The organism is Rhizobium sp. CB3171, from assembly GCF_029714265.1.
Taxonomy (GTDB): domain Bacteria; phylum Pseudomonadota; class Alphaproteobacteria; order Rhizobiales; family Rhizobiaceae; genus Rhizobium.
Genome location: NZ_CP121653.1, coordinates 2,243,557 through 2,265,973 on the forward strand (window position 1 = coordinate 2,243,557; position 22,417 = coordinate 2,265,973).

Sequence of the window (22,417 nt, forward strand, 5' to 3'; positions counted from 1 at the left end):
TCATGAAGCAGGAGAAAATAATCGTCATTCGCCCATCCCGGGAGACCGACGTCGATGCCATGTTGGCGATCTATCGCCGCCATATTCGCCGCGGCATCGAGGTTGGGGTGGACGATAGCGACACACCGCAACCGGACGATCTGCGGGAACGGCGCAAGAATTTGAAAGACCGCCGCTTCCCGCACGTCGTTGCGCTCGAGGGCGAGAAGGTCGTCGGCTATGCCTACGTGGTACTTTTCCGCAAACGCCCGGCCTATCGTTACACCGTCAAGCATTCGATCTATGTGCATCACGACCATGTCGGCCAGGGCGTCGGGAGCCTGCTCATGCGCGGGTTGATCGACGCCTGCGCTGCGGCCGGCTTCCGGCAGATGATCGGCTATATCGACGCCGATAACGCCGCCTCGCTCGCGCTGCATGAACGGTTCGGCTTCGCTCGCGTCGGCCTTTTGCCGGCAGTTGCCTATCGCTATGGCCGCTGGGCCGACACCGTGATGGTCCAGCGCTCACTCGCCGCCGGCTCAACCACCCCACCACCACCGCCGCCGCTCTCCACCCGCTGAAACCAACGGGATTAAATCTCCGGTGCAGCGCGCCCTTGCGAAAGGGCGCCCCAATTGCATGACCCAAGAAAAGAGACGTCCGTCGAGGATCGTGGATTGCGTGGTCCACGTGCAGCTCTGCATTGCGACGATGCCGGACGGCGCACATCGCCCAGCCAATCTCTCAAGCACAAGGCCTCCCATCCCTGAAAAATCCCCGGGAAGGAAGACCCGGATTACGTGTTATACTTCTTCGGTACGCCCGCATTGGCGGTTCTTATGGGGGGAACAGACGATGGAGATGCCAATTTTCGTTCGCCTTCCGCTGGCCGTAGCCGGAATGATAGCGGGGCATTTCGTATCCCGCGACACGCTGCGCTTCGAGCTCCTGCAGACGGGTATTGCACTCGTTATGCTGGCTGCTTTCATAACGTTCCTGATAGCTGCTCCGTCGATCTGGCGCGCACTTCGAAGCAGGCGCCCGCCAGACAACTCGCCGCGATGAGCCGCATTGGCAACCAAGTGCGGCAGGCCCGCACTGCTGCGGATCTTAGTAGCAACTCTGCTAGCGCCCTCATCCGACACGGGACACTTCTACCGACCAAAAACGAAGAGAAATCATCAAAACCGTATTTTACGGTATTTTACACATTTTCTCGCCACGCGAAGGCGAGCACCCGGGTCAGCCGAGCGATTTGGCAAGCCGAACATCACGAGACTGTGCTGCGTGCAAATCTGCCGCTCGCCTCAATGCAGACGTGTCCCGATCAGCGATACCGTAACATACTTCCTGGCGTCTGAGGTTTCAGGCAGGTTGGCGGCGTCTGTACGCCGACCCCGGCGTGCCAAACTCAGAGGGGGCGAAGAATGTCGAGGAGAGGCAATCTTTTCGCGGCTGTCATGCTTGCTTGTGTTTCTTATGGCGGGCTACTGCAGGCGGAAACCATCAGCTATGCGGATGCGGTTACGAAGCTTGCGGACGATTGCGGAGCCGATATCGGCAAATTCTGCAAGGGCCTGAACCTTGGCGGCGGGCGGATCGCGGACTGCCTCGCGCAGAACGAGGCAAAGATATCGCCAAGCTGCAAGACCTCCGTCGCCAGCGTCGTTCAATCGATCACTCAACGCGAGCAGGCGCAGAGCGCCTATAGCCAAGTCTGTAGAGGCGACATCGCCATGCGCTGCAAAGGCGTCAAGGGCGACGGATATATACTCGCCTGCCTCAACAAAGGGCAAAAGCGGGTGAGCGATAAGTGCAACCAGGCGATTACCGATGCAGGGTGGAGGTAAGACGATGTTACCGCGTTCCTTTAAGACATTCGCAGTTCTCGTTGCCATCGGCGTCCTGCCGGCAAGCTTCGCCTTCGCCCAGCAGGTGTCCCAACAACGGATCATTTCGGGCCTGGGTAAACTCAAGGCGAACGCCCCGGCCATCGACATCGAACTGTTGCGCCAGGAGGCCATCACCGGCGCGGGCAAGGAGATGTCGGCACTGCCCAACTGGAGCAAGATTGCCAGGCTTCCGCAGATGGTCGTGGAGATCAATTTCGAGAATGACTCGGTCGCTATCCAGCCGAAATCCTACCGGACACTCGGTATGATCGCGGATGCGCTACACCATCCAAATCTTTGGGCCTACAAGTTCCTCGTGATTGGTCATGCGAGCTCGACCGGGGACGAAAAGCACAATCTCGATCTTAGTCAGCAACGCGCCGTCGCGATAAAGGAAGCATTGGCAACCACATTCGCCGTCGACCCTCAACGACTTTACGCCGTCGGCGTCGGCGAGGCTTTCCCGATCGAAGGATCCAACACCGAGGCTTCCAACAACAGACGCGTTCAACTCGTCAATCTCGGGGTGTTCACTCGCAGTCAGTGACATGAAAGTGGCGCCGACTTTCACAGAAGGCCTTCGGTGGGAGGTGGCTGCTCACCGCTGCACTTGACTGCTTCGCCCTGTCGCCGTCGCAACCATGCCACCCGTGGCCGCGATCGCCCTGTCATTGCCCGCCACGCGGCGGTGACAGGGCAACCGTTGCGCTTCCGCCATTGCAACACTTTTGATCAGGCTCTGAACTTACGTCCCAGATCTGCACTTGGCGGAACGCCGAAAGCGGCACGATATTCCTGAGAGAAACGACCGCGGTGCGTAAAGCCCCAACGGAGTGCAATTTCGTTGACGGTCGAGGATGGGACGGCAGTCAACAGGTCATGACGCGCACCATCGAGACGCAACTGCCTCAAATAGGTCATCGGTGACTTGTTCAAGAAGCGGTGAAAATTAAACTGCAGCGTGCGAACGCTGACACCTGCCGCTTCTGCCATATCCGATATCGTGATGGGCATAGCGATATGCGCTTTGGCAAACTCCAGGGCTCGCCGAACCTGCCGTGGAGCAATTGTCTGCACTGGCGACCTGACATGAGAAGATGTGTGGCGCAAATTCTGCACCATCAGCAGGCCAAACATCTCCTGAAAGCTTGCAAGAGCGATTGGGGAAACGCCGATATTTCGATTGGCGCAAACCTCGTCTCTGAAGATGCGCATTAGTTTGAAAAGATGTTGTGCTGGTCCGGTGGTCAGATCCTGCATGGGTGCGAATTCGAAGTCGCTGGGCAGCGGACGGTCGAAAGTTCGGATAAATGCAGACAGCACCGACGCTCGGGTAATGCAAAATCCTTCTGCAATGCTGCCCGCTTGGATGCTGACCCCAGAATATCGATCAGCCATCGTCAGTAACCCGGTCGTGGGCGTGATCGCGTGACGTATCCCGCCCGTTGCCAGTTCGTAACAGGTTTCACGTTCGACAAAAAACATGAAGTCGTCGTTTTCGACTGTAACGGAAAAGGCGCGATCCGCCGAACTTGATACGGTCCAGCCGACCAAATCGGCCGTTCCATGGACACCGAATGAAAACAGGCCACGACGATCGGTACTGAGGGGTCGATAGAAATTATTCGGCTTTTTGTCAGTAATCCATTGAGCAACTTCACCAGTTGTGAGTGATGTCGGCTCTAGCGTGATCTGGATAATCTCTGTCAATGTGCCCCCTGCCACTGGCAAAAACTCCGGCTTTAGGCTTGAAAAAGTCCCGAGTAAGCATCGCGCAGCACGTTCTTTTGTACCTTGCCCATGGTGTTGCGCGGCAGCTCATCGACGATGATGATGCGTTTGGGCTGCTTGTATCGTGCAAGACGATCCCGCAGCCCTTCCAGCACCGCCGTCTCGTCGATCGCCGCGCCCGGCTCTCGCACGACGACTGCGGTCAGGCCTTCTCCGAGATCGGGATGCGGCACGCCGATGACGGCGCTCTCGACTATGCCGGGCAACTGATCGATCTCGCTCTCGATCTCCTTCGGATAGATGTTGTATCCACCGGAGATGACGAGATCCTTGCCCCGGCCGACGATGTGCACATAGCCGCGCTCGTCGATCTTGCCGAGATCGCCGGTGATGAAAAAGCCGTCGTCGCGAAACTCGGCTTTGGTTTTTTCGGGCATGCGCCAGTAGCCCTTGAAGACGTTCGGCCCCTTCACTTCGATCATGCCCGTGTCGCCATCCGCAAGCGGCGCCCCCGTTTCCGGCTGCGTGACGCGCAGGGAAACGCCGGGGAGAAGAAAGCCCACGGTGCCAGCCACGCGCTCCCCGTCATAGGGGTTCGAGGTGTTCATGTTGGTCTCGGTCATGCCGTAGCGCTCGAGGATCGCATGGCCCGTCCTTTCGGAAAACAACCTGTGCGTCTCGGCAAGCAACGGCGCTGAGCCCGAGATAAACAGCCGCATCCCCGAGGTCACCTCGGCGTTCAGGCCGGGATGCTGCATCAGCCGGACATAGAAGGTCGGGACACCCATCAGAACCGTCGCTCGGGGCATCAGCCGCAATACCTCGTCCGCGTCGAATTTGGGCAGCAAATACATCGAGGCACCGGCGAGCAGGGTGACATTCGATGCCACGAAGAGGCCATGGGTATGGAAGATCGGCAGCGCATGGATCAGCCTGTCGCCGCTTTCGAAACGCCAATGATCGCGCAGCGTCACCGCATTCGACAAGAGATTGTCGTGGGTCAGCATGGCACCCTTCGAGCGGCCAGTCGTGCCCGATGTGTAGAGGATCGCCGCGAGGTCGTCGGGACCGCGTGCAACGTCGATGAATTCGGCCGGACCGTCCGCCAGCGCCGCCATCAGCGATCCGCCTCCCGACTCGTCGAGCGTTTCGAGACGTGCGCCGTATCGGGCGACAACGGGTCCCAGCCCCTCGCGGGTTTTCGGAGACACGACGACCAGCCGGGGTTCGGCATCGCCGATGAAATAATCGAGCTCGGCAAACGTATAGGCGGTGTTGAGAGGAAGATAGACGGCACCGGCCCTGAGGCAGGCGAGATAAAGAAGCAAGGCCTCCGGGCTCTTTTCGACCTGCACGGCAACCCGGTCATCCGGCTTGACGCCCATCGCCACCAGGGTTGCAGCGAGGCGCCCCGACTGCTCGATCACATCGCAGTAGCGCCAGACCTTTCCATCTGATGTCTCGATGAAGGCCGCATCCGGCTTCGCATTCCTGGCGATGGCGTCAAAAAGATGGTTGCTCACGTGGAAGTCTCCTTTAGGCGGGATTGGCTGGAGGCGGGCAAACGGACGGGCTCGCTGCTTTCGCCTGCCGGAAAGATCGGACGACGTGCATGCTCCGCCGTCAGCAGGCGCTTGACGGCCGAACTCGCGGCAACCTCGCCCAGATTGACGAAATTCTCGTGGTTCGCTTCGATATCGTCCTGTTTGTAAAGGTAATTCACCATCAGTCCCAGCCCGCGCTTGAGGGCCTGGGGAGAGCGGTCCGCCAGAAAATTGATCCGTTCCAACCGGGCGCCGTTGCCGAGATGAAAGCGTGCAACGGGATCGATGACCCGCCCGCTCCGATCGCGGGCCTTGAGGAAATAGAATGCGGCGGCTCGGCCAAAGATTGGCTGCAGCGTCTTCAGAAGCTCTAAGGGATCCCCCTCACCGAGCGTATCGAGCGCGGCAAGGGCAGCGCGATCGCCAGCGTCGAGGACCGCGAGCCGGTCGGACCGCCGTTCGGCGTCCAGCCATGCGGCAAAGCCTGGAACGGGAGAGAGGGTGACGAAGGTATCGAGCTTCGGAAACTCGTGGCGGAGATCCTCCACCACCTGTTTGATCAGGAAATTGCCGAAGGAGATGCCACGCAAGCCTTCCTGGCAATTCGAGATCGAATAAAACACCGCCGTCGTCGCCTCGGCGGCCGGGATATGGAGGCGATCCTCGCGCAGGAGATCGTCAATTGCGCTCGGAATGGCGCGTGTCAGCGCAACCTCGACAAAGATCAGCGGTTCATCAGGCAGGCGCGGGTGGAAGAAGGCGAAGCAACGCCGGTCCGTGGGCGCAAGCCGCCGGCGCAGATCATCCCACCCCCGGATCTCATGAACGGCTTCGTAGCGGATGATCTTCTCGAGAATATCGGCCGGCGTCGACCAGTTGATGGCGCGAAGCTCCAGAAAGCCGCGATTGAACCACGAGCCAAGCAAATGCGCGAAATCTGCGTCCAGCGCCTCCAGCTCAGGATATTGCACCTTCTGGGCCAGGAGCTGCCGGCGCATGTCGACCAGCGTCGCGGTGCCATCCGGCGAGAGATTGAGCCGCCGTATCAGCTCCTGCCTTCGCGGTTCGGAAGCCGCGTTCAGTTCGACGGCGGATTGGGCGCTGGGGTTCGACCGGTAGGCCTCGATGGCGCGATCAAGCCGATTGGCATCGGGGCCGAAGCGCGACAAAAGCAGCAGGGAGAAGGCAAGCCTGGATGGCTCATCGAGCGCGCGCCAGCGATCGAGTATGTCTCTCGCCAGCGCCATACCGGAGGCTTCGCCCCGGCCTGAAAGCAGGATATCGCAGAGATCGCCGAGAGCTGCCATCGGATCGGCTTGCTCGTCATAGCTGCCGAGGGACAGCAAACGTCGGCCGCGATCGGCAATTGCCGCAAACAAATCACCGAGCAGAGATGTCGAATTCATCTGTTTCTCCTGTTTGACCATGCTTTGCGATCAATCGGCTCCGCGATGGGCCGGCTTCAGTTCCAATCTTCGAACAAGGCGTGGATGTCGCGATCCGGGTGGCTATCGCATTCTATTCCATCGCCGATGAACGCGAGACGATTACGCTCGTTGAAGGCCTCCCAGGGAACTTCATGCTTCTTAATGAAGTCACAGACGATGCGGTGGAAATCGCCGTCCGCTTCTGTCGAAATGCCCCAGGCGGCTGCCAAGTCGGAGAGATGCGGGGCATAACCGGCGAAGGGGCCTTGACGATCAGGGCGCTCATATCGGTAGACCCAGGTTGGTGCGCCGTCCGCGGCGCGACGCCGGGCCAGGCGCAACGAAGGCAATTCATACTCTTCAGCCGTCAGCAGAACCAATCGTCTTCGACGCCAATCGAGACTTGGCATGAGCCGCGCGAGATCCGCATCTATCTTTGCCATCCGCTCCCTGGAAAGATGGGCGAGCATGCTACCCGCCCATGGCTGGTTGGGCTCCTGATCCGCAACCATCGGATAGCACTCGTCCCGGCAGGTTCCCAACAGCATTGGGACGGATATCGCCTGCCCGCCCTCGACCGCCGCGATAGGAGCCGAGGGAAGAAGCGAATTGCCATAAACCGGCCTGAGCGGAAAACGTCTCCGAGCTTGCGCCAGCACCGCCTCCTGCATCGTCAGAATTCTCTCCCAGGGAGCATCGATCCATGGACTGTCCGTCTGCGCCGTTTCCTCGACGAAACTGGCCGCCTCTTCACGGGTAAACACGGTATCTGCGCCCCCCGACATCGAGATCGCCGCATGAAACAGCCCCTTCGCGGCTGGCGTAGCGGTCAGCACGCAGACGTTTTTCGCACCGGCAGATTCTCCGCCGAGCGTCACGCGCTGAGGATCCCCGCCGAAGAATGCGATATTGGACTGCACCCAGCGCAGAGCGGCCAACTGATCCCGCAGCATGGGATTGACGGTATCGGCATAATCTCCGCCGAACAGGGATTCCGTGTCCAGCAGGCCCAGCAGCCCCAATCGGTGACCGACAGTGACGCAGACGATGCCGTTGCGTGCGAAGCTCGTGCCGTCGTAGATCGGCCGGGAGGTTCCGCCGATGAGCTGCGACCCGCCGTGCAGCCAGACGAGAACCGGGAACGGGCCGGGTCCGCTTGGCGCGAAAACGTTGAGGTATAGGCAATCCTCGTCCATGGGTCGCGCCGGCATGGCGGCCGGATCACCTGGAAAGAAACCCTTATCCCGGGATTGCGGCGCCACTGGCGCGAATGCGGCGGCATCACGTATACCGTCCCAGTGCTCCGGTGCCTCCGGCGGACGCCAGCGACGGGCTCCAATCGGAGGCGACGCATAGGGTATTGCCAAAAATCGATTGACGCGCCCATCGGTGCGCCCCCGCAGCTTGCCTTGGGGCAACGCGATATCTGCTGCGTCGCTCGCAGTGGAAGTATGAAGATCAGACTGTGGCATGCTGGCTTGCCGGGCTCGCTGGAAAATCGAAATGACAGGCGACCCGGTGATCCCTTCCAACCGACCGGAGTTCGGGGACCTCGCTGCGGCAACGCTCCGTCGCAAAGGGGCAGCGGGTGTGGAAACGGCATCCCGAGGGTGGCTTGACCGGGCTTGGAATGTCGCCGCGCAACAAGATGCGCTGTCGTTTGTCCGCAGCGGCAACGACTGGAACGGCCGACAGGAGGGCCTGGGTGTAGGGATGCTGTGGGGAACCGAAGATCGCCTTGCGCTCTCCCTCTTCCACCACCTTGCCCAGGTACATCACGGCAACCCGATGCGTCAGATGCTCCACGATGGCGAGATCGTGACTGATGAAAAGCAGCGACAGTCCGGTCTTGCGCTGGATATCCTGGAGCAGGTTGACGATCTGCGCCTTCACCGACACGTCGAGCGCGGAGACCGCTTCATCGCAGACGATCAGTTGAGGGTTTGCGGCGAGAGCCCGGGCGATGGCGATACGCTGACGTTGCCCGCCCGAGAACTGGTGCGGATAGCGCTGCGCGGCGTCCTTGGGCAAGCCGACCATATCCAGCAACGTGGCAATCCGTTCGTCGATCTCCGCCTTGGTTGTCGCGACCGCGAAATTCATGATCGGTTCGGCAAGCGTCGCCCCGACGGTATGGCGCGGGTTCAGGCTTGAAAACGGGTCCTGAAAGATGATCTGCACCTTCGAGCGGAATGTTTTCAGGGCTTGGCCGGAAATCGCATCGACCCTTTCTCCATTCAGCAGGATCTCACCGCTCGTCGGCTCATGCAGCCGCACTACGGTCTTGCCGAGCGTGGATTTGCCGCATCCGCTCTCACCGACGACAGAGAGTGTTTCCCCGGCCCTCAGCATCAGGCTGACATCGTCCATAGCATGGATGGTCGAGGTAGGCCGGCCCCAAAAATTGGGCGCGATCGGATAATGCTTGCGCAGCGAGCGCAATTCCAGAAGCGGCGGTCCGCCGATCATGCCTGGTTTCCTCCTTGTACCTTGTGACAAGCCACCTTATGGGCCGGCCGTTTGGCCTCGAACACCGGCACCTCCATTCGACATTGCTCCGCAGCCAGCGGACAGCGCTCGGCAAAGGCGCAGCCGGCGAGACGTTTGCGCAGGCTCGGCACCTGGCCGGGTATCTCCTGCAGGCGCTGCGGGGCGTCGTCACGAAGCGAGGAACCCAATTGCGGTATGGTGGCGAGAAGCCCTTGCGTATAGGGATGCAGCGGGTTCTGGAACAACTCGGAAGTAGCCGCCTCTTCGACCGTTCGTCCCGCATACATCACGATGATCCGGTCGGCCATTTCCGCCACCACGCCGAGATCGTGGGTGATCAGAATGATGGCCGTTCCGGTCTTCTTCTGCAGCCCGCGCATCAGATCGAGAACCTGAGCCTGGATCGTCACGTCCAGCGCCGTTGTCGGTTCGTCGGCGATCAGGAGGCCAGGCTGGCATGCGAGGGCCATGGCGATCATCACGCGCTGGCGCATGCCGCCGGAAAGCTGGTGCGGATATTCGTCGATCCGACGTTCAGGCGCCGGAATATCCACCAGTTTCAACATTTCGACGGCGCGTTCCCGCGCCGCCCGTTTTGACAGGCCCTGGTGCAGGATGAGCGTTTCCATGATCTGCCGGCCGATCGTCAGCACCGGATTGAGCGAAGTCATCGGCTCCTGAAAGATCATGCCGATATCGTTGCCGCGTATGCGGCGCATCTCCTTTTCATCGAGCGACAGCAGGTCGCGGCCCATGAAATCGATATGGCCGGCATTTCTGGCGTTTCGGGCGGGAAGCAGCCGCATGATGGAGAGCGACGTCACCGACTTGCCCGATCCGGATTCCCCGACGATCGCCAGGGTCTCGCCGGAATTAAGCGAAAAGGAGACGTCTTCGACGGCTCGAACAGCGCCGCCATCATCGCCGCGAAAATGCGTTCTGAGATTTCGAACTTCGAGAATTGGCGTTTGACTATCCATGGTCACGTCCTATTGGCCGCACGCGGATCGAGAGCATCGCGAAGGCCGTCACCGAGCAGGTTCACCGCGAGCACCGTGATCGACAGAAATGCCGCCGGAAACAAAATGATGTAGGGCTTGAGCTGCCAGAGCATCCGGCCTTCGTTCATGATGCCGCCCCAGCTCGGAACCGAAGGCGGCGTGCCGGCGCCGATGAAGGACAGGGCCGCCTCCGTGATCATGGCGGCAGAGCAGATATAGGTGGCCTGAACCATGACCGGTCCGAGCGTGTTGGGAAGAATGTGCCAGAGGACGATCCGCGGCATCGAACAGCCCGACGCAATTGCGCCATCGACAAAAGGCTGTTCGCGTATGGAAAGCACCAGGCCGCGCGCCAGCCGACTCATACGCGGAAATTCCGCAATCGTGATCGCGATGACGACGTTGACGACCGAACCGCCGAGCGCCGCCATCAGTGCGATGGCGAGCAGGATGGGCGGGATCGACATCAGTCCGTCCATGATCCGCATCAGAACGGAATCGAGCTGCCGATAAGCGCCGGCAACAAGACCGGTCGCAAGCCCAAGGAATGATGCGCAAATGGCAACGCAGAATCCGACCAGCAACGAGACTCTCGCTCCGTAGAGAACGCGGGAATAGAGATCGCGGCCCAGCGTGTCGGTACCGAACCAGTAGATCAGCGACGGCTCGCGGTTGCGCTTGATCGGTGAGACAAATCCGGGATCGATGGTTCCGAGCAGCGGCGCCAGGACAGCGATGGCGACAAGAAGCAGAAGGAGCCCGCCGCCGATGACGATCGTCGGATGCTTGTGCAGCAGCGTGCGCCAGCGCCCATATTGCTTCGGCGTCGGAAATAGATCCGGCAGATGCTCGGTGTGTTGGATATTCGTGCTCATCAGTAGCGCACCCTCGGATCAAGCAGCGTGTAGAGAAGATCGATCCCGAGATTGATCAGCACGTAGCCCATGCTGAACAGCAGCACGACGCCTTGGATGACCGGATAGTCGCGCCGCAGGATCGCATCGACCACCAAGCGACCGACCCCAGGGATGGCGAAGACTGTCTCGGTCACCACGGCCCCGCCGATCAGCATGGCAATGCCGAGACCGATTACGGTTACGACGGGCACAGACGCATTCTTGAGGGCGTGCAGGAAGAGGACCGGGGCGGCGCCAAGACCCTTGGCGCGCGCCGTGCGGATATAGTCCTGCGAGAGCACATCGATCATCGACGTCCGCGTGATGCGCGCGATCAGGGCGATATAGACGCAGGACAGCGCCATCGCCGGCAGGATAAGATTTCGAAGGAAAGACAGGACGCCGTCGGCAAGGGGCGAATAGCCCTGCACTGGCAGCAGATCGAGGCGGATCGCAAAGACATAGCTCAGCAGATAGCCGATGACAAAAACCGGCACGGAAAAGCCGAACACAGCAATGGCCATGACCAGGCGATCGACCCAAGTCCCCTGCCATGCCGCCGCAAGCACGCCGAGCGGCACCGCGATCGTGACCGAGATGATGAGCGTGAGCCCCATCAGCGACAAGGTCGGTTCCAACCGCTGAGCAATGAGCGTCGAGACGGGCAGTTGCGAGAAGATCGAGACTCCCAGGTTTCCCCTAAGAACATGCCCGATCCATTCCAAAAACCGCCACAGCATCGGTTCGTCCAGCCCGAGACTGTCGCGGATACGCGCGATCTCTGCTGGCGATGCCTGGTCGCCGGCAATCAACGCGGCAGGATCGCCCGGCGCCAGGTAAAGCAGGCTGAAGACGAAGAAGGCGACGAACAGCATGACCGGTATGGTCGACAGCACGCGCTTGATGGCAAAACTGAACATTGACTTTCCTCACAGCCATGACGGGGAACCGGTTTTGCATCGGTCCTGTTCACCGCACATCGCAATCGGCCGCAGCCAGACGCGATAATCGTCCCCGCGATCGGCGGGCGCCCGTTTGGGCACCCGCCGCTTCGGACTACTTGCGTGCGATATTCCAATAGACCGGAGCCGGCGGCGTCAGGATGCCGGTCAGGTTGCTGCGATAGGCGCGGATCTGGTATTGCGTGCCGATCGGAACGTAGGGCACGGTCTCGACAGCGCGGAGCTGGATCTTCTCGGCCAGCGCCTTGCGTTGCGCCAGGTCGGTCAGGCCCGCAAACTGGGTGCGCATGGTTTCGATCTGCTCATCGCAGGGCCAGCCGAACCAGGCCTTCTCGCAGTTCGAGCGCAGACCCAGGTGCCCCACAGGCTCCAAGAAGTCGAGACCACCCGGGCCGGAAATGAAGATCGACCAACCGCCCTTGTCGACCGGTTCCTTGCTCTGCCGGCGGCTGGTTACGGTCGCCCAATCCATGGCGTCGACGCGCGTTTTGATGCCGATGTCCTTCAGGAGCTGATCGGTGACGGTGACGAAGGCATGGATGTTGGCGTTTTCGGTCGCGTCCAGAAGCACGGCGGGCGTGCCGTCGTAACCGCTTTGCGCCACCAGCGCGCGGGCCTTTTCGATGTCCGGCGTCGGGAAGCCGGCTTTGGTGGCATAGGGTGAGGAGCAAGAGTAGAAGGATTGGCACGATTTGCCGAGCGAGGGATCCGTGATGACCGCTGCAAGGAAATCGTCGCCGTTGACCGCCGTCAGCAAGGCCTTGCGCAGGAGAGGATTGTTGAACGGCGGCTGGATCGTGTTCAGGCGGATTTGCTGGGCGACGCCGATATCGTCCTGGTTTGCCACGGCTACACCTTCGGCTTCCTTGGCAAGCGGGATGAGATCGGCGGACAGATCCTCGTCGATATCTATCTCGCCCTTGCGCAGGGCATCGAGTGCGGTCTGCTGATCAGGGATAATCGTCCATTCGATACGGTCGACCTTGGCGACTTTGCCGCCGGCGAGACCGCTCGCCTCTTCGCTGCGCGGCTTGTAGAAGGGGTTCTTCGCGAATGCCAGCTTTGCACCCGGAACCCATTCATCGCCGAGGAAAACGAACGGTCCAGAACCAGTATGATCCTTGACCGCTTCGTTCGGAGGCGTGGCATCGGCAATGCGCGCGGGCATGATGAAGGGCACGGGCGCCCCGGCCTTGCCCAACGCATCGAGCACGAGACCCCAGCTTTCCGATAGGGTGAGCGTGAAGGTGCGATCGTCCTGAGCGGCCCAACTGGCGCCCTTGGCGTTGAGCTGCTGGCCGAGGCTGTCGTTCACGCTCCAGCGCTTGAGGGAGGCAATGACATCTTTGGAGGTCACCGGCGTTCCGTCGCTGAACTTGAGACCGTCCCGAAGCGTGAATTTATAGGTCTTTCCGTCGTCGGATTTCGACCAGGTATCGACCATCTGCGGCTTGATGGCGAGCGATGCATCCATGGCAAACAGCGTGTCGTAGACCATGTAGCCATAGTTTCGCGCCATGGAGTCCGAACCGAGATGCGGATCGAGCGCTTTGACGTCGCCGGACGGCTTGATGCGCAGGACATCGGCGGCGAGCGCCGTTCCGCAGGCAAGGGTCATCGCCAGAGCCAGAAGCGCTCCGGTCAGTTTCAGGCATTTCATGGTGGTTCCTCCCACAGGTAAGACTAAACTTTCAGGCTTGCGCCTTGGGCGCGTGCATCAGGACATTTTCTTCCTGAGTAGGTTGGGCTCCGCGCTTCAGGTAACCGAATGTGGCGAGCGACAGCGCCGCCGCAGGCTCTCGTCCGAGTTCGGATTGGACGAAATTGAGCGCGATGGAACCGGCGCCGCCAAGAAGGCAGCAATCAATGCCAGCCAAGATCGACGCCCGTCCGGCGTCGCCGAGATTTGCGGGCCATCCTCCCAGGAAGACACGTTGTGTTCCGACCATGTTGAGAGCGTTGCCGATGGCCATGCCGAGCCTGAAAAGCCGGGAATGGACATCCGTGCTGGTCTTCTCACTGATGGGAACCCTCTGTGGCCAGGCGTCACCCAGCGCGAGGAGTTCCACCTCGTCGATCTTCAGCCGCGGCGCGATCGCGCTCGTCGACAAATAGGCCTCGAGACATCCGAAGTGACCGCAGCGACATTGAGGCCCCTTGGGGTCCATGACCATGTGCCCGATCTCGCAGGTCGTGACGTCGCCATTGCCCCAGAACTCGCTGACAATGGCGGCCGCCACGCCATGGCCGACGAACACATAGAGGTAGTCGTCGCTCGAACCGTTGGTTCCGAGCGTCAGCCGTTGGTTTATCGCTCGCGCGACAATCGAATTGGCAATCTCGACAGGCACGCTGAGAAAACTTGCGTTGAGCCGCGCAAGCGTCTCGGAAGGATCGAGCATTACGATGGGATTTATGGCCCGGCGCGCGTCGTAACCGGGAACGGAAACACCGACGAAGTCCAGTTGCAGCCGGGAACGTTCGGCAGAGTCGGCCAAGGCGCCGACTGCCGCCGCGATAGCCTGAGACACCGCCCCCGCCGAGGCGCCGTCCTTCAGGTCGAAGCGTTCCGAGAAAACAAGATCTCCATCAAGGGTGGCGATACCAGCATGGACCCGGTTGCTCGACACCTCGAGCGCGCCGAGATAACGATTCTTGCTTAATGTAAGGATAGCGCTCGGCCCGCCTGGATATTCTGCGGGCTGCCGCTTTTCGATGAGCACGCCCTCCGCGCGCAGTTCGGACACAATGCGGGATACGCTAGCCTCTGTCAGCCCGGTCTTGTCGGCAATATCGGTGCGGAAGCTACCTTTTTTCCTCCAGATATAATTCAAGACCGCGGCGCGCGTCTCCTGCCGACTCCTCGCAAGCCTCACAATTCCATCCTCCCCGGCAATGCAATTCTTACTTTATGTAAGAATTGATAGCTGAGGCCAGATCGCATGTCAATAAACCAGCCTCATCACGCGCTCGGATGAGTTTCGGTTTGAATTAGGCGGGGAACCGTTGCTTGACCTTTGGCCGCTGATCGTGTCGGCAAGTGAGGCGGCAAATCAATGAATGTGCAGAAAGTTAGCCCGCGTAGAAGGGATTTGACGCGCTGCTTTCCATCGGGTGTCATTCGGACCCGCACTGGAAAAGCGATCCGGTCTCTCATCGTCCGGCGCAATCAGCCTCGATGGATCGATCAGAATGGAAGAGAACTTGAGATGTTCTCCGGCCCATCGAAATGGATGGGAACGTCCGTATCCAGCGGAGATGAAGGCTACTCGTATGGTGCAGCTCGAAATGCCGCAGGATGAGGTTCACGGCCAAACGAACCTGCAGTTTCGGGCTTTGGTCCAGCACAATCGACATCAAGTCCTCGGGCAGGAATGCCGCAGCATTGCGCGTCAGCTCATGACCTAAGAATGCCGGGCGGCAGGGAAGAATATCGGCCCTGATCGCCCGCGCAACGCTGATATTCGCGGTGCCCACGTTGCTGAGCTGAACTGCTCAGAACGCGAGCGGCTGTCGGTCCGCGATCCTCGATCACCACACAAGCTGAGGAAGAACGGGACTAAGTGCCGAAAGACACTTCCTCAATGGAAGCGGTTGGCGTTCCATTCGGATGCGATCTGTTCGTAGGCGGCATCGAGCCGCTCGCCGCGATTCGCGCGCCAGAAACTGGCCAGATCGCTGCTCCAGGCAGACTGGTGATCGCTGGGTTTGTTAGTCCATGTCAGCGACTTGCCGTGCGATTTGAGAACGATCTCTTCTACCTGATGCGACGTGACGGCGCGGCCGAGAGTCTTTCCTAGCGCGATGATATGATCCGGCTCCCACAGGCGTTCGTAGATGAACAGGTTATCTTTTCGCCAGGAAATGAACGATGCATAGGTCGAGAAGAATTCGCGGGAGGCATTGGGGCCAAACCAGCGCACCCAACTCAGGAAATTGTCGCGCGGATTGCGGATGATCGTCACCGTCGTCATACCGCGGAGCAGCACACGTTTGTTCCAGCACACATGGCCATGGACAACGATACGGGATGGAGCGCCATGCAGGAGCCTGGAGACGTCGTTATATCCGTGAATCTTGGGGGCATTCTTGACGTAATCGTCGAAGTTTCTCTTCGCCTGTGGCGACAGGAAGATCGATTCTTCGTTGTAATTTATCCGACGGGCATAACAGGGCTGGTCCTTACGCAGGGCGCGCACGAACGCATATTTTTCAAACCCGATGGCCTCGACCGCCTGCAAAAGCGCATGCGTGCCCGATTTCGGCGTGCCGTTACAGATAATCGGTGATGCAGTGGTCATCATACCTCCATCGTTCTAGAGCGTGTTTCACTCCGGCCGGATTATGCTCCAGGCAGTGGGGATATTGATCCATCATCAAGCTTTAGCGTGCCTTGCGTACAAGGTGGCGAAGCTATGAAGGACACAGGGAACGACATAGGTTTGCTGCATGGGCCATGGCGCGCCTCGAGACTGAAATTCGATCGCACGCCTTTAAATCGATTTTAAAAAATCAACATGCAAAACTAATCGATTTTAATTTGTGCATTCAAAATTTTTTGTTGCAGCGCAAAGAAAATCACTCCTAACTGCCTCACGCCATTCTATCCGTCGTAGGAAACGCGCAATGACGATTTCATTTCCGCTTACTGACAAACGCACTGTCGATGAGCTGCTGAAGCACCTTAACGCGCATAAACTGTTCTCTCCTGGAAATTGCGTCATCACGATCAATCCCCTCGCCGCACACGTTTCGTCGTGCCTTTCGTATGCGCTTAGCACCGCTCGCACTGCCTGGTAGGCGCGCTGCTATTCAGTTGAAACCATTTCCGTCACGAGTTGAGCATCTCAAGTCAGCGTTCGAACGTCCTCGAAGGCTTAGCACATCCGTGCAGGCCTTTTGGAACGTCCGTAAGCCTGAGAGTGCCCGCTAAGAATCGTGTGAATTCCGATACCAATCCCGCAGGAGAAAGACATTGATGACGACATTCGAAGGCTATCTCGATGGTCATAGGGGAACATTGTTGAACGAGGACATGGTCGTCGTCCTGCGCAACATTGCCGAGGCTACCCGGCAGATTTCAGACAAGCTTAGAAGCTCGTCATTATCAGGTCTAACGGGCGCAACCGACGCAATCAACGTCCAAGGCGAGACGCAGAAGCCGCTCGATATACTTTCCAACGAGATCATGCTCGATGCATGCCGTAAATCGCCGGCAGTTGCTTTCGCGGTATCGGAAGAACTCGACGCCGAAGTGCTCATTCATCCCAATGGCGAATATGCGATGATCTTCGACCCGCTCGATGGATCGTCCAACCTCGATGTCAACGTAACGGTCGGAACGATCTTTTCCATCATCGAGGCAAGCTCTCCGGCTGAGATTTTGAAAAACGGCCGCTGTCAGCTCGCTGCAGGATATGCCGCGTACGGACCGCAAACCAATCTGGTCCTTGCGATTGGAAATGGCGTACAGATCTTCACGCTCGACGAACGCGGCGTGTATGTGATGACAACCGCGGATGCCAAGATCGCCCCGGAAACCAAGGAGTTTGCGATCAACGCTGCACGTCGTCCGTCTTGGGATGACGTCATTACCGAATATGTCGACGGGTCGATCGAAACCCCCGGCTATAATATGCGCTGGATCGGTTCGATGGTCGCCGATACCCATCGCATCTTCAACCGCGGCGGAATCTTCCTCTATCCCGCCGATCGAAACAAGCCAGCCTCCGGCGGCCGTCTGCGTCTACTTTATGAGGCAAATCCAATTGGCTTTCTGGTCGAAGCGGCAGGCGGCTCTGCCATTGCCGGAAAGACCGCCATCCTCGACATTGAACCAACCTCGCTGCATCAGCGGGTTCCGGTGATTTTTGGCTCGCGCCACGAGGTCGCAAAGATCAGTCGAGCGTACTGCGTCGAACGGGCAATCGAGACAGTGTAGCAACGGCGCGCAAGCCGGTTGGCGACACTCCAGCCGGCAATATCTTGCCCATTGTAATTGTTCTTCATTGAGGAAGAGACGCAGTCAGCGAGTGACACACGGATGCAGCGCGTGCTAAACATGGATGATTTTCTTCGCGAATTGTCACAGGCACCACCCGCATTTCCCAGGGCATTTTGAATGGCTTCCGATCAACCGCGGCGCGAACATGTTCTGATCGTCGACGACGACACAAGAATCCGCCAGATGTTGACGCGTTATTTCGAAGATGAGGGATACCAGGTCACCGCCGTCTCGGACGGCGGTGAAATGCGTCTCCAGATGAAGCAGGCGAGCTTCGATATCATACTGCTGGACCTGATACTGCCGGGAGGCGAAGATGGTCTGTTGCTTGCCAGAGAAATCCGCATGCAGTCCGATGTGCCGATCATCATGCTGACGGGCCGCGACGATGTCGTCGATCGGATCGTTGGTCTGGAAATGGGTGCGGATGACTATATCGCCAAGCCGTTTCATTTGCGCGAAGTGCATGCTCGCATGAAGTCCATCCTTCGCAGACGCCAGCCAGCGGCTACGCTGGCAGAGGCGAGGCAGGAGGAGATCATTCGCTTCGACGGTTGGCAGCTCAATTTCGATCGTCGCCAGCTTTTTGCCGCCGACGGTGGCGAAGTCGAGTTGACGACAGGCGAGTTCGACATGCTGGCCGTTCTCGTGCGCCATGCCGGCCGCGTTCTTCGCCGGGAGCTTCTCATGGATCTCACTCGCGGCAGAAATCTCGAAGCCTTCGACCGCACGATCGATGCACAGATTGTCAGATTACGGAAAAAGATCGAAGACGACCCCAAACATCCAAAATTGATCAAATCGATCCGGGGCGTTGGTTACATCTTCACCGCGCGGCTGTGATCGACGGCACGTCAATACGGCCGGAATGTGCATGAAACACTCGCCGGTACTCCCCGCATAAAGTGACGCTTGCCGTCGATGGCCAGACTTAATCCAGAAGCTCTCGCAGACGCGTTGCCAGCTCGCGTGCAGTATAGGGCTTTTTCAGCCAGCTTCCCGATTGCGCGAGCTCGCGGCCAGCGATCGTCGGCTCGGCATAACCGGATGTGAAGAGGATCCTTATGCCTGGTTTCAATGTCCGCACATGGTTAGCCAGCTCATCGCCGGTCATGCCGCCTGGCATGACGATATCGGTGAAAAGCAGCGCGACATCGGGATTTTCCTCGAGCCTGGTCAATGCCTCGTTCCCGTTGGATGCTTCAACCACCTGGTAGCCAGCATCGTTGAGCCTAGAGACGGCAACGCGCCTCACCCGCGGATCATCCTCCACCACCAAAATCTTCTCGAAGCCACCGGGAATGTCAGATTGGAGCCGCTCCTCCACGCCCTTCTCGCTGGCGTTATCGGCCGTCTTGTGTGCCGCGGGAAGAAAGACGCGCACACTCGTGCCTTGTCCGATCTCGCTATAAAGCTGGACATGGCCACCGGACTGCTTGGCAAAACCATAGACCATGCTCAGGCCCAGACCGGTGCCGGAGCCGACGCTCTTCGTGGTAAAGAAGGGCTCAAAGGCCCGTTGCTTGACCTCGGATGTCATGCCAAGGCCCGTATCGGTCACGGAAATCAGGACATACTCACCGGTGCGCACCTGCGGATACATCTGTGCGTAATCGGCATCCAGTTTGATGCGCGAGATTTCGATCGAGAGCTTGCCGCCACGCGACATGGCGTCCCTGGCGTTCAGGACCAGATTGAGCAATGCATTCTGCAACTGCGATCCATCGACCAGCGCTTCGTTCGCCGCACCGCTGACGATGGTGCGGAATTCGATAGCCTCGCCAAGCGTCCTGCGCGGCAGATCGGAAAAGCTCGACACAAGTTGGCCGACATCGACGAGCTTCGGGTTTAGCGGCTGGCGCCGGCCAAAGGCGAGCAATTGGCCTGTGAGCTTGGCGCCATCATCGGCCGCGTCCTGCGCTTCACGCAGCAGCGGCCGCAGCTTCTCGTCCTTAAGCTTGCCCTCGATCATTTCGAGATTGCCACTGATGACGGTCAGCAGATTGTTGAAGTCATGCGCCAGTCCGCCGGTCAACTGGCCGATCGCCTCCATCTTCTGCGACTGGCGCAGCTCGTCCTCGATCTTATGGCGGCTCGTCAGGTCGCGGATGAAGCCGGTGAAAATGCGCTTGCCCTTTGCGGTGGCCTCGCCGACGGAGAGCTCCATTGGGAAAAGGGAGCCGTCCTTGCGCTGCCCCGTCACGACGCGGCCATAGCCAATGATGCGCCGCTCTCCAGTCGTCATGTAGCGGGAAAGGTAACTGTCATGTGCGTCACGATCGGGCTGCGGCATCAAGATTTTGACATTCCGGCCGCAAACTTCGTCAGCCGTGTAGCCGAACAATCTTTCAGAGGCGGCGCTAAACGAGGAGATCGTGCCGACGTCATCGATGACGATCATCGATTCAGGCACGGTATCGAGGATCGAGCGCAGATGCGCTTCCCTTTCTGCAAGATCGTCCTGAATTTGTTTCATCTCGGTAACATCGTTGTTGGTCTGGATGATGACCGGCCTGGTATCGAAAGCAGGGGTGATGAGCGTCCAGCGCGTGGCGACGAAAATGATTCGTCCATCCCGGTGACGATGCACCACCTCGCCCTGCCATGCCCCCTGCCTTCGGACTTCCTCGCGGATCTCATCCAAAGGCTTTGGAAACTGTGTTGCCAAAAGCGTGTGAACGACCTGACCAAGTGCCTCGTCCCTTGACCACCCATAGAGCGTTTCGCAACCGCCGGTCCAGCGGCTGACAACGCCGTCAAAACCGTGAATGATGAGGTTGGCTCCGTCGAGCAGACGAGCAATCTCGTCGAGCTCCAGTTCAGTTGTCACTCGGGTCTTCGATTTGTCGTTCATTGCGCTTTCATCATTCGAAATTCAGTGGCGTTGGCCTCCGGCGTAAGCGATCAGACCGCGTTCGTCGCCATCACACTCGTCGTCATCCCCGGAGAGTTGAACGAGCATCCCATATTTCATGATACGCACGCAATGCCGACCCGCGGAGACCAGTATTCCCTTGTTCGCCAGCTTGGTCATCGTCCGTGAAACGGTCTCGATCGTCAGGCCGAGATAGTCTGCGATGTCGAGCCGCGTCATTGGTAATTCGACGATCGCATTGGATCGATTGTGATCCGGTTTGCGGCGGAGCTGCTTCAGCACGAATGTGCACACCCGCTCCTCGGCATTCTTGCACGACAGCAGGACCATCTGATCCTGGGCAGCCGCCATCTCGTCGCAAAGGCGGGCAAAGACTTCGGGCCTCAGATCCTGCGAATTGCTGACCTCGGCTTCGAAGGCCTTGCGAGAGAAGCGACGCACCTTGGTATCGCCAATGGCTTCGGCGCTGTAGAGATAGTGGTTCCGCAACGACACGCCGACGATGTCGCCCGCATGCAGGAAACCGGTGATGACCCGACGACCGTCAGAGATGATCTTGAAGATGCGCAGGCTACCCTCGACGACTTCGAACAAGTGCTTGGCGACATCGCCCTCGAAGAACAGCGACTGACCGGCGGCGAGATGTTCGGTTGGCTGCTTGCTAAACAGAGCCTGCAGACAGTTCGGTTCGGCGTCCCGCAGAGCCGGGTTGGTGAATTCCTTAGCGTAATGAATATTGTCTGCCCGCAACATGATCGTCCCTCCGTGTTGTCGGGGAGAACAATTGATCGCCGCAGGTGACGCCAGGATGCCATGGGTGTGAAATACGGTGCACTTAAGTAACAGTCTGTAACAAGCAATAGCAGAAGCATTTGCTGGACTGTTTCTCGGCCATACGTGGCCCAAGGCTGCCTTCCTCACCGCCAGGCCGGATTGATGGACTCTGATTCAAGCCGATAGACGAGCCCGTGATCCCAGCGGTTGCGGAAGCCCTCGTCGGCAAGCCGCTCCCAGACCTCATCGTTGAGCGTCCAAAACCGCATGTGACTGCAGCCGGCGCCAATCGCCCGCCCTTTCATCAGGGAGAAAAGCTCCCGCGCGATCCTTTCCTCGTCCAGTGGACTGATGACGACAAAGATTGGAATATCGAACAGTCGGCCGGCAATCGGATGCTCGAATACGCGGGCAAGGCAAACGGCGCGGACACAATCGTTCGGACCAGTCGCCACTGTGAAGCGCTGACGCTCAAAGACGGTTCCGACCGCCGCGCGCCAGCGGTCCCATGCAAGACCCGGCATAACCGCCTGCACGACGAGATAAGCGCGTTCGATTTGGTTTGCCTGAAGAGGACCAATCTCATAGCGCGTGTTCATCTCCAAGACTTCCTTCAGACGGGACGCCTGTTTCGACTTCACGGTGGAACCGCTGGTTTCACAGCTCATTCGCGATTGCTGGCGGCTCCTGCCGTCAATGCGCAGCAAAAGGCCAGCTTTGCGTTCCTCCTCGCATCGAGCGCCTGACGCCGTTGAAGACGCGCCAGCGATGCGCTGTATGATGTTGAAGGTCATGTCCCCCACCTCATTTCGTTGTCGAATTGAGCAAGCTTAAGCCGA

At 59.2% G+C, this 22,417-nt stretch carries 19 protein-coding genes; 5 read left to right on the plus strand and 14 right to left on the minus strand.

Annotation, left to right across the window (positions count from 1 at the left end; translation table 11 throughout):
• The first annotated feature begins 2 nt into the window (after positions 1 to 2).
• The 3 genes from QA648_RS29460 to QA648_RS29470 all read left to right on the plus strand — a co-directional run bounded on the left by QA648_RS29460 (position 3) and on the right by QA648_RS29470 (position 2,421).
• Entirely contained in the window at positions 3 to 563 is a 561-nt protein-coding gene (locus QA648_RS29460; RefSeq protein ID WP_104827514.1) for a GNAT family N-acetyltransferase, read from the plus strand.
• A gap of 846 nt (positions 564 to 1,409) precedes the next feature.
• Complete coding sequence (locus tag QA648_RS29465; RefSeq protein ID WP_104827516.1) at positions 1,410 to 1,832, plus strand: hypothetical protein; 423 nt, start codon at positions 1,410 to 1,412, stop codon at positions 1,830 to 1,832.
• A gap of 4 nt (positions 1,833 to 1,836) precedes the next feature.
• On the plus strand, positions 1,837 to 2,421 hold the full coding sequence (locus QA648_RS29470) for an OmpA family protein (RefSeq protein WP_283052460.1): 585 nt from the start codon (positions 1,837 to 1,839) through the stop codon (positions 2,419 to 2,421).
• Positions 2,422 to 2,606: 185 nt separating this feature from the next.
• Here the strand turns inward: QA648_RS29470 and QA648_RS29475 are convergent, their stop codons facing one another.
• The 11 genes from QA648_RS29475 to QA648_RS29525 all read right to left on the minus strand — a co-directional run bounded on the left by QA648_RS29475 (position 2,607) and on the right by QA648_RS29525 (position 16,166).
• Entirely contained in the window at positions 2,607 to 3,584 is a 978-nt protein-coding gene (locus QA648_RS29475) for a helix-turn-helix transcriptional regulator (RefSeq protein WP_283052462.1), read from the minus strand.
• Positions 3,585 to 3,616: 32 nt separating this feature from the next.
• Positions 3,617 to 5,128 carry a malonyl-CoA synthase gene (locus tag QA648_RS29480; RefSeq protein ID WP_283052463.1) on the minus strand — a complete coding sequence of 504 codons (1,512 nt, stop codon included), beginning with the start codon at positions 5,126 to 5,128 and terminating at the stop codon, positions 3,617 to 3,619.
• Positions 5,125 to 6,555, minus strand: coding sequence for a malonyl-CoA decarboxylase (locus tag QA648_RS29485; protein ID WP_283052464.1), 1,431 nt, complete (start codon positions 6,553 to 6,555; stop codon positions 5,125 to 5,127). Before QA648_RS29485 ends, QA648_RS29480 begins: the two co-directional genes overlap by 4 nt.
• 56 nt (positions 6,556 to 6,611) lie before the next feature.
• Positions 6,612 to 8,048 carry a carboxylesterase family protein gene (locus tag QA648_RS29490; RefSeq protein WP_283052465.1) on the minus strand — a complete coding sequence of 479 codons (1,437 nt, stop codon included), beginning with the start codon at positions 8,046 to 8,048 and terminating at the stop codon, positions 6,612 to 6,614.
• Positions 8,035 to 9,045, minus strand: coding sequence for a dipeptide ABC transporter ATP-binding protein (locus QA648_RS29495; protein ID WP_283052466.1), 1,011 nt, complete (start codon positions 9,043 to 9,045; stop codon positions 8,035 to 8,037). Before QA648_RS29495 ends, QA648_RS29490 begins: the two co-directional genes overlap by 14 nt.
• Positions 9,042 to 10,046: an ABC transporter ATP-binding protein gene (locus tag QA648_RS29500; RefSeq protein ID WP_283052468.1), complete on the minus strand. Its 1,005-nt coding sequence runs from the start codon at positions 10,044 to 10,046 to the stop codon at positions 9,042 to 9,044. The genes QA648_RS29495 and QA648_RS29500 overlap by 4 nt, the downstream gene beginning before the upstream one ends.
• Before the next feature lie 2 nt (positions 10,047 to 10,048).
• Positions 10,049 to 10,942 carry an ABC transporter permease gene (locus QA648_RS29505; RefSeq protein WP_283052469.1) on the minus strand — a complete coding sequence of 298 codons (894 nt, stop codon included), beginning with the start codon at positions 10,940 to 10,942 and terminating at the stop codon, positions 10,049 to 10,051.
• The gene (locus QA648_RS29510) at positions 10,942 to 11,883 is read right to left on the minus strand and encodes an ABC transporter permease (RefSeq protein ID WP_104827524.1); all 942 of its coding nucleotides are present in this window, start codon (positions 11,881 to 11,883) and stop codon (positions 10,942 to 10,944) included. Before QA648_RS29510 ends, QA648_RS29505 begins: the two co-directional genes overlap by 1 nt.
• Before the next feature lie 136 nt (positions 11,884 to 12,019).
• Positions 12,020 to 13,585, minus strand: a complete 1,566-nt coding sequence (locus QA648_RS29515) for an ABC transporter substrate-binding protein (RefSeq protein ID WP_104827525.1) — start codon at positions 13,583 to 13,585, stop codon at positions 12,020 to 12,022.
• 31 nt (positions 13,586 to 13,616) lie between these two features.
• Positions 13,617 to 14,759 carry an ROK family transcriptional regulator gene (locus QA648_RS29520; RefSeq protein ID WP_283052471.1) on the minus strand — a complete coding sequence of 381 codons (1,143 nt, stop codon included), beginning with the start codon at positions 14,757 to 14,759 and terminating at the stop codon, positions 13,617 to 13,619.
• Between the two features lie 747 nt (positions 14,760 to 15,506).
• On the minus strand, positions 15,507 to 16,166 hold the full coding sequence (locus QA648_RS29525) for a hypothetical protein (protein WP_283052472.1): 660 nt from the start codon (positions 16,164 to 16,166) through the stop codon (positions 15,507 to 15,509).
• A gap of 737 nt (positions 16,167 to 16,903) precedes the next feature.
• Between QA648_RS29525 and QA648_RS29530 the strand changes: the two genes are divergently transcribed.
• Positions 16,904 to 17,866, plus strand: a complete 963-nt coding sequence (locus tag QA648_RS29530) for a class 1 fructose-bisphosphatase (protein WP_283052473.1) — start codon at positions 16,904 to 16,906, stop codon at positions 17,864 to 17,866.
• 180 nt (positions 17,867 to 18,046) lie between these two features.
• Entirely contained in the window at positions 18,047 to 18,772 is a 726-nt protein-coding gene (locus tag QA648_RS29535; protein WP_283052474.1) for a response regulator, read from the plus strand.
• Between the two features lie 88 nt (positions 18,773 to 18,860).
• Here QA648_RS29535 and QA648_RS29540 read toward each other — a convergent pair whose 3' ends face one another.
• The 3 genes from QA648_RS29540 to QA648_RS29550 all read right to left on the minus strand — a co-directional run bounded on the left by QA648_RS29540 (position 18,861) and on the right by QA648_RS29550 (position 22,372).
• Positions 18,861 to 20,783 (minus strand): PAS domain-containing sensor histidine kinase, encoded by a 1,923-nt coding sequence (locus QA648_RS29540; RefSeq protein ID WP_283052475.1) that lies wholly within the window; start codon positions 20,781 to 20,783, stop codon positions 18,861 to 18,863.
• 21 nt (positions 20,784 to 20,804) lie between these two features.
• Positions 20,805 to 21,557 carry a cyclic nucleotide-binding domain-containing protein gene (locus tag QA648_RS29545; protein ID WP_283052477.1) on the minus strand — a complete coding sequence of 251 codons (753 nt, stop codon included), beginning with the start codon at positions 21,555 to 21,557 and terminating at the stop codon, positions 20,805 to 20,807.
• Between the two features lie 164 nt (positions 21,558 to 21,721).
• The gene (locus QA648_RS29550) at positions 21,722 to 22,372 is read right to left on the minus strand and encodes a hypothetical protein (protein WP_283052478.1); all 651 of its coding nucleotides are present in this window, start codon (positions 22,370 to 22,372) and stop codon (positions 21,722 to 21,724) included.
• Positions 22,373 to 22,417 lie beyond the last annotated feature (45 nt).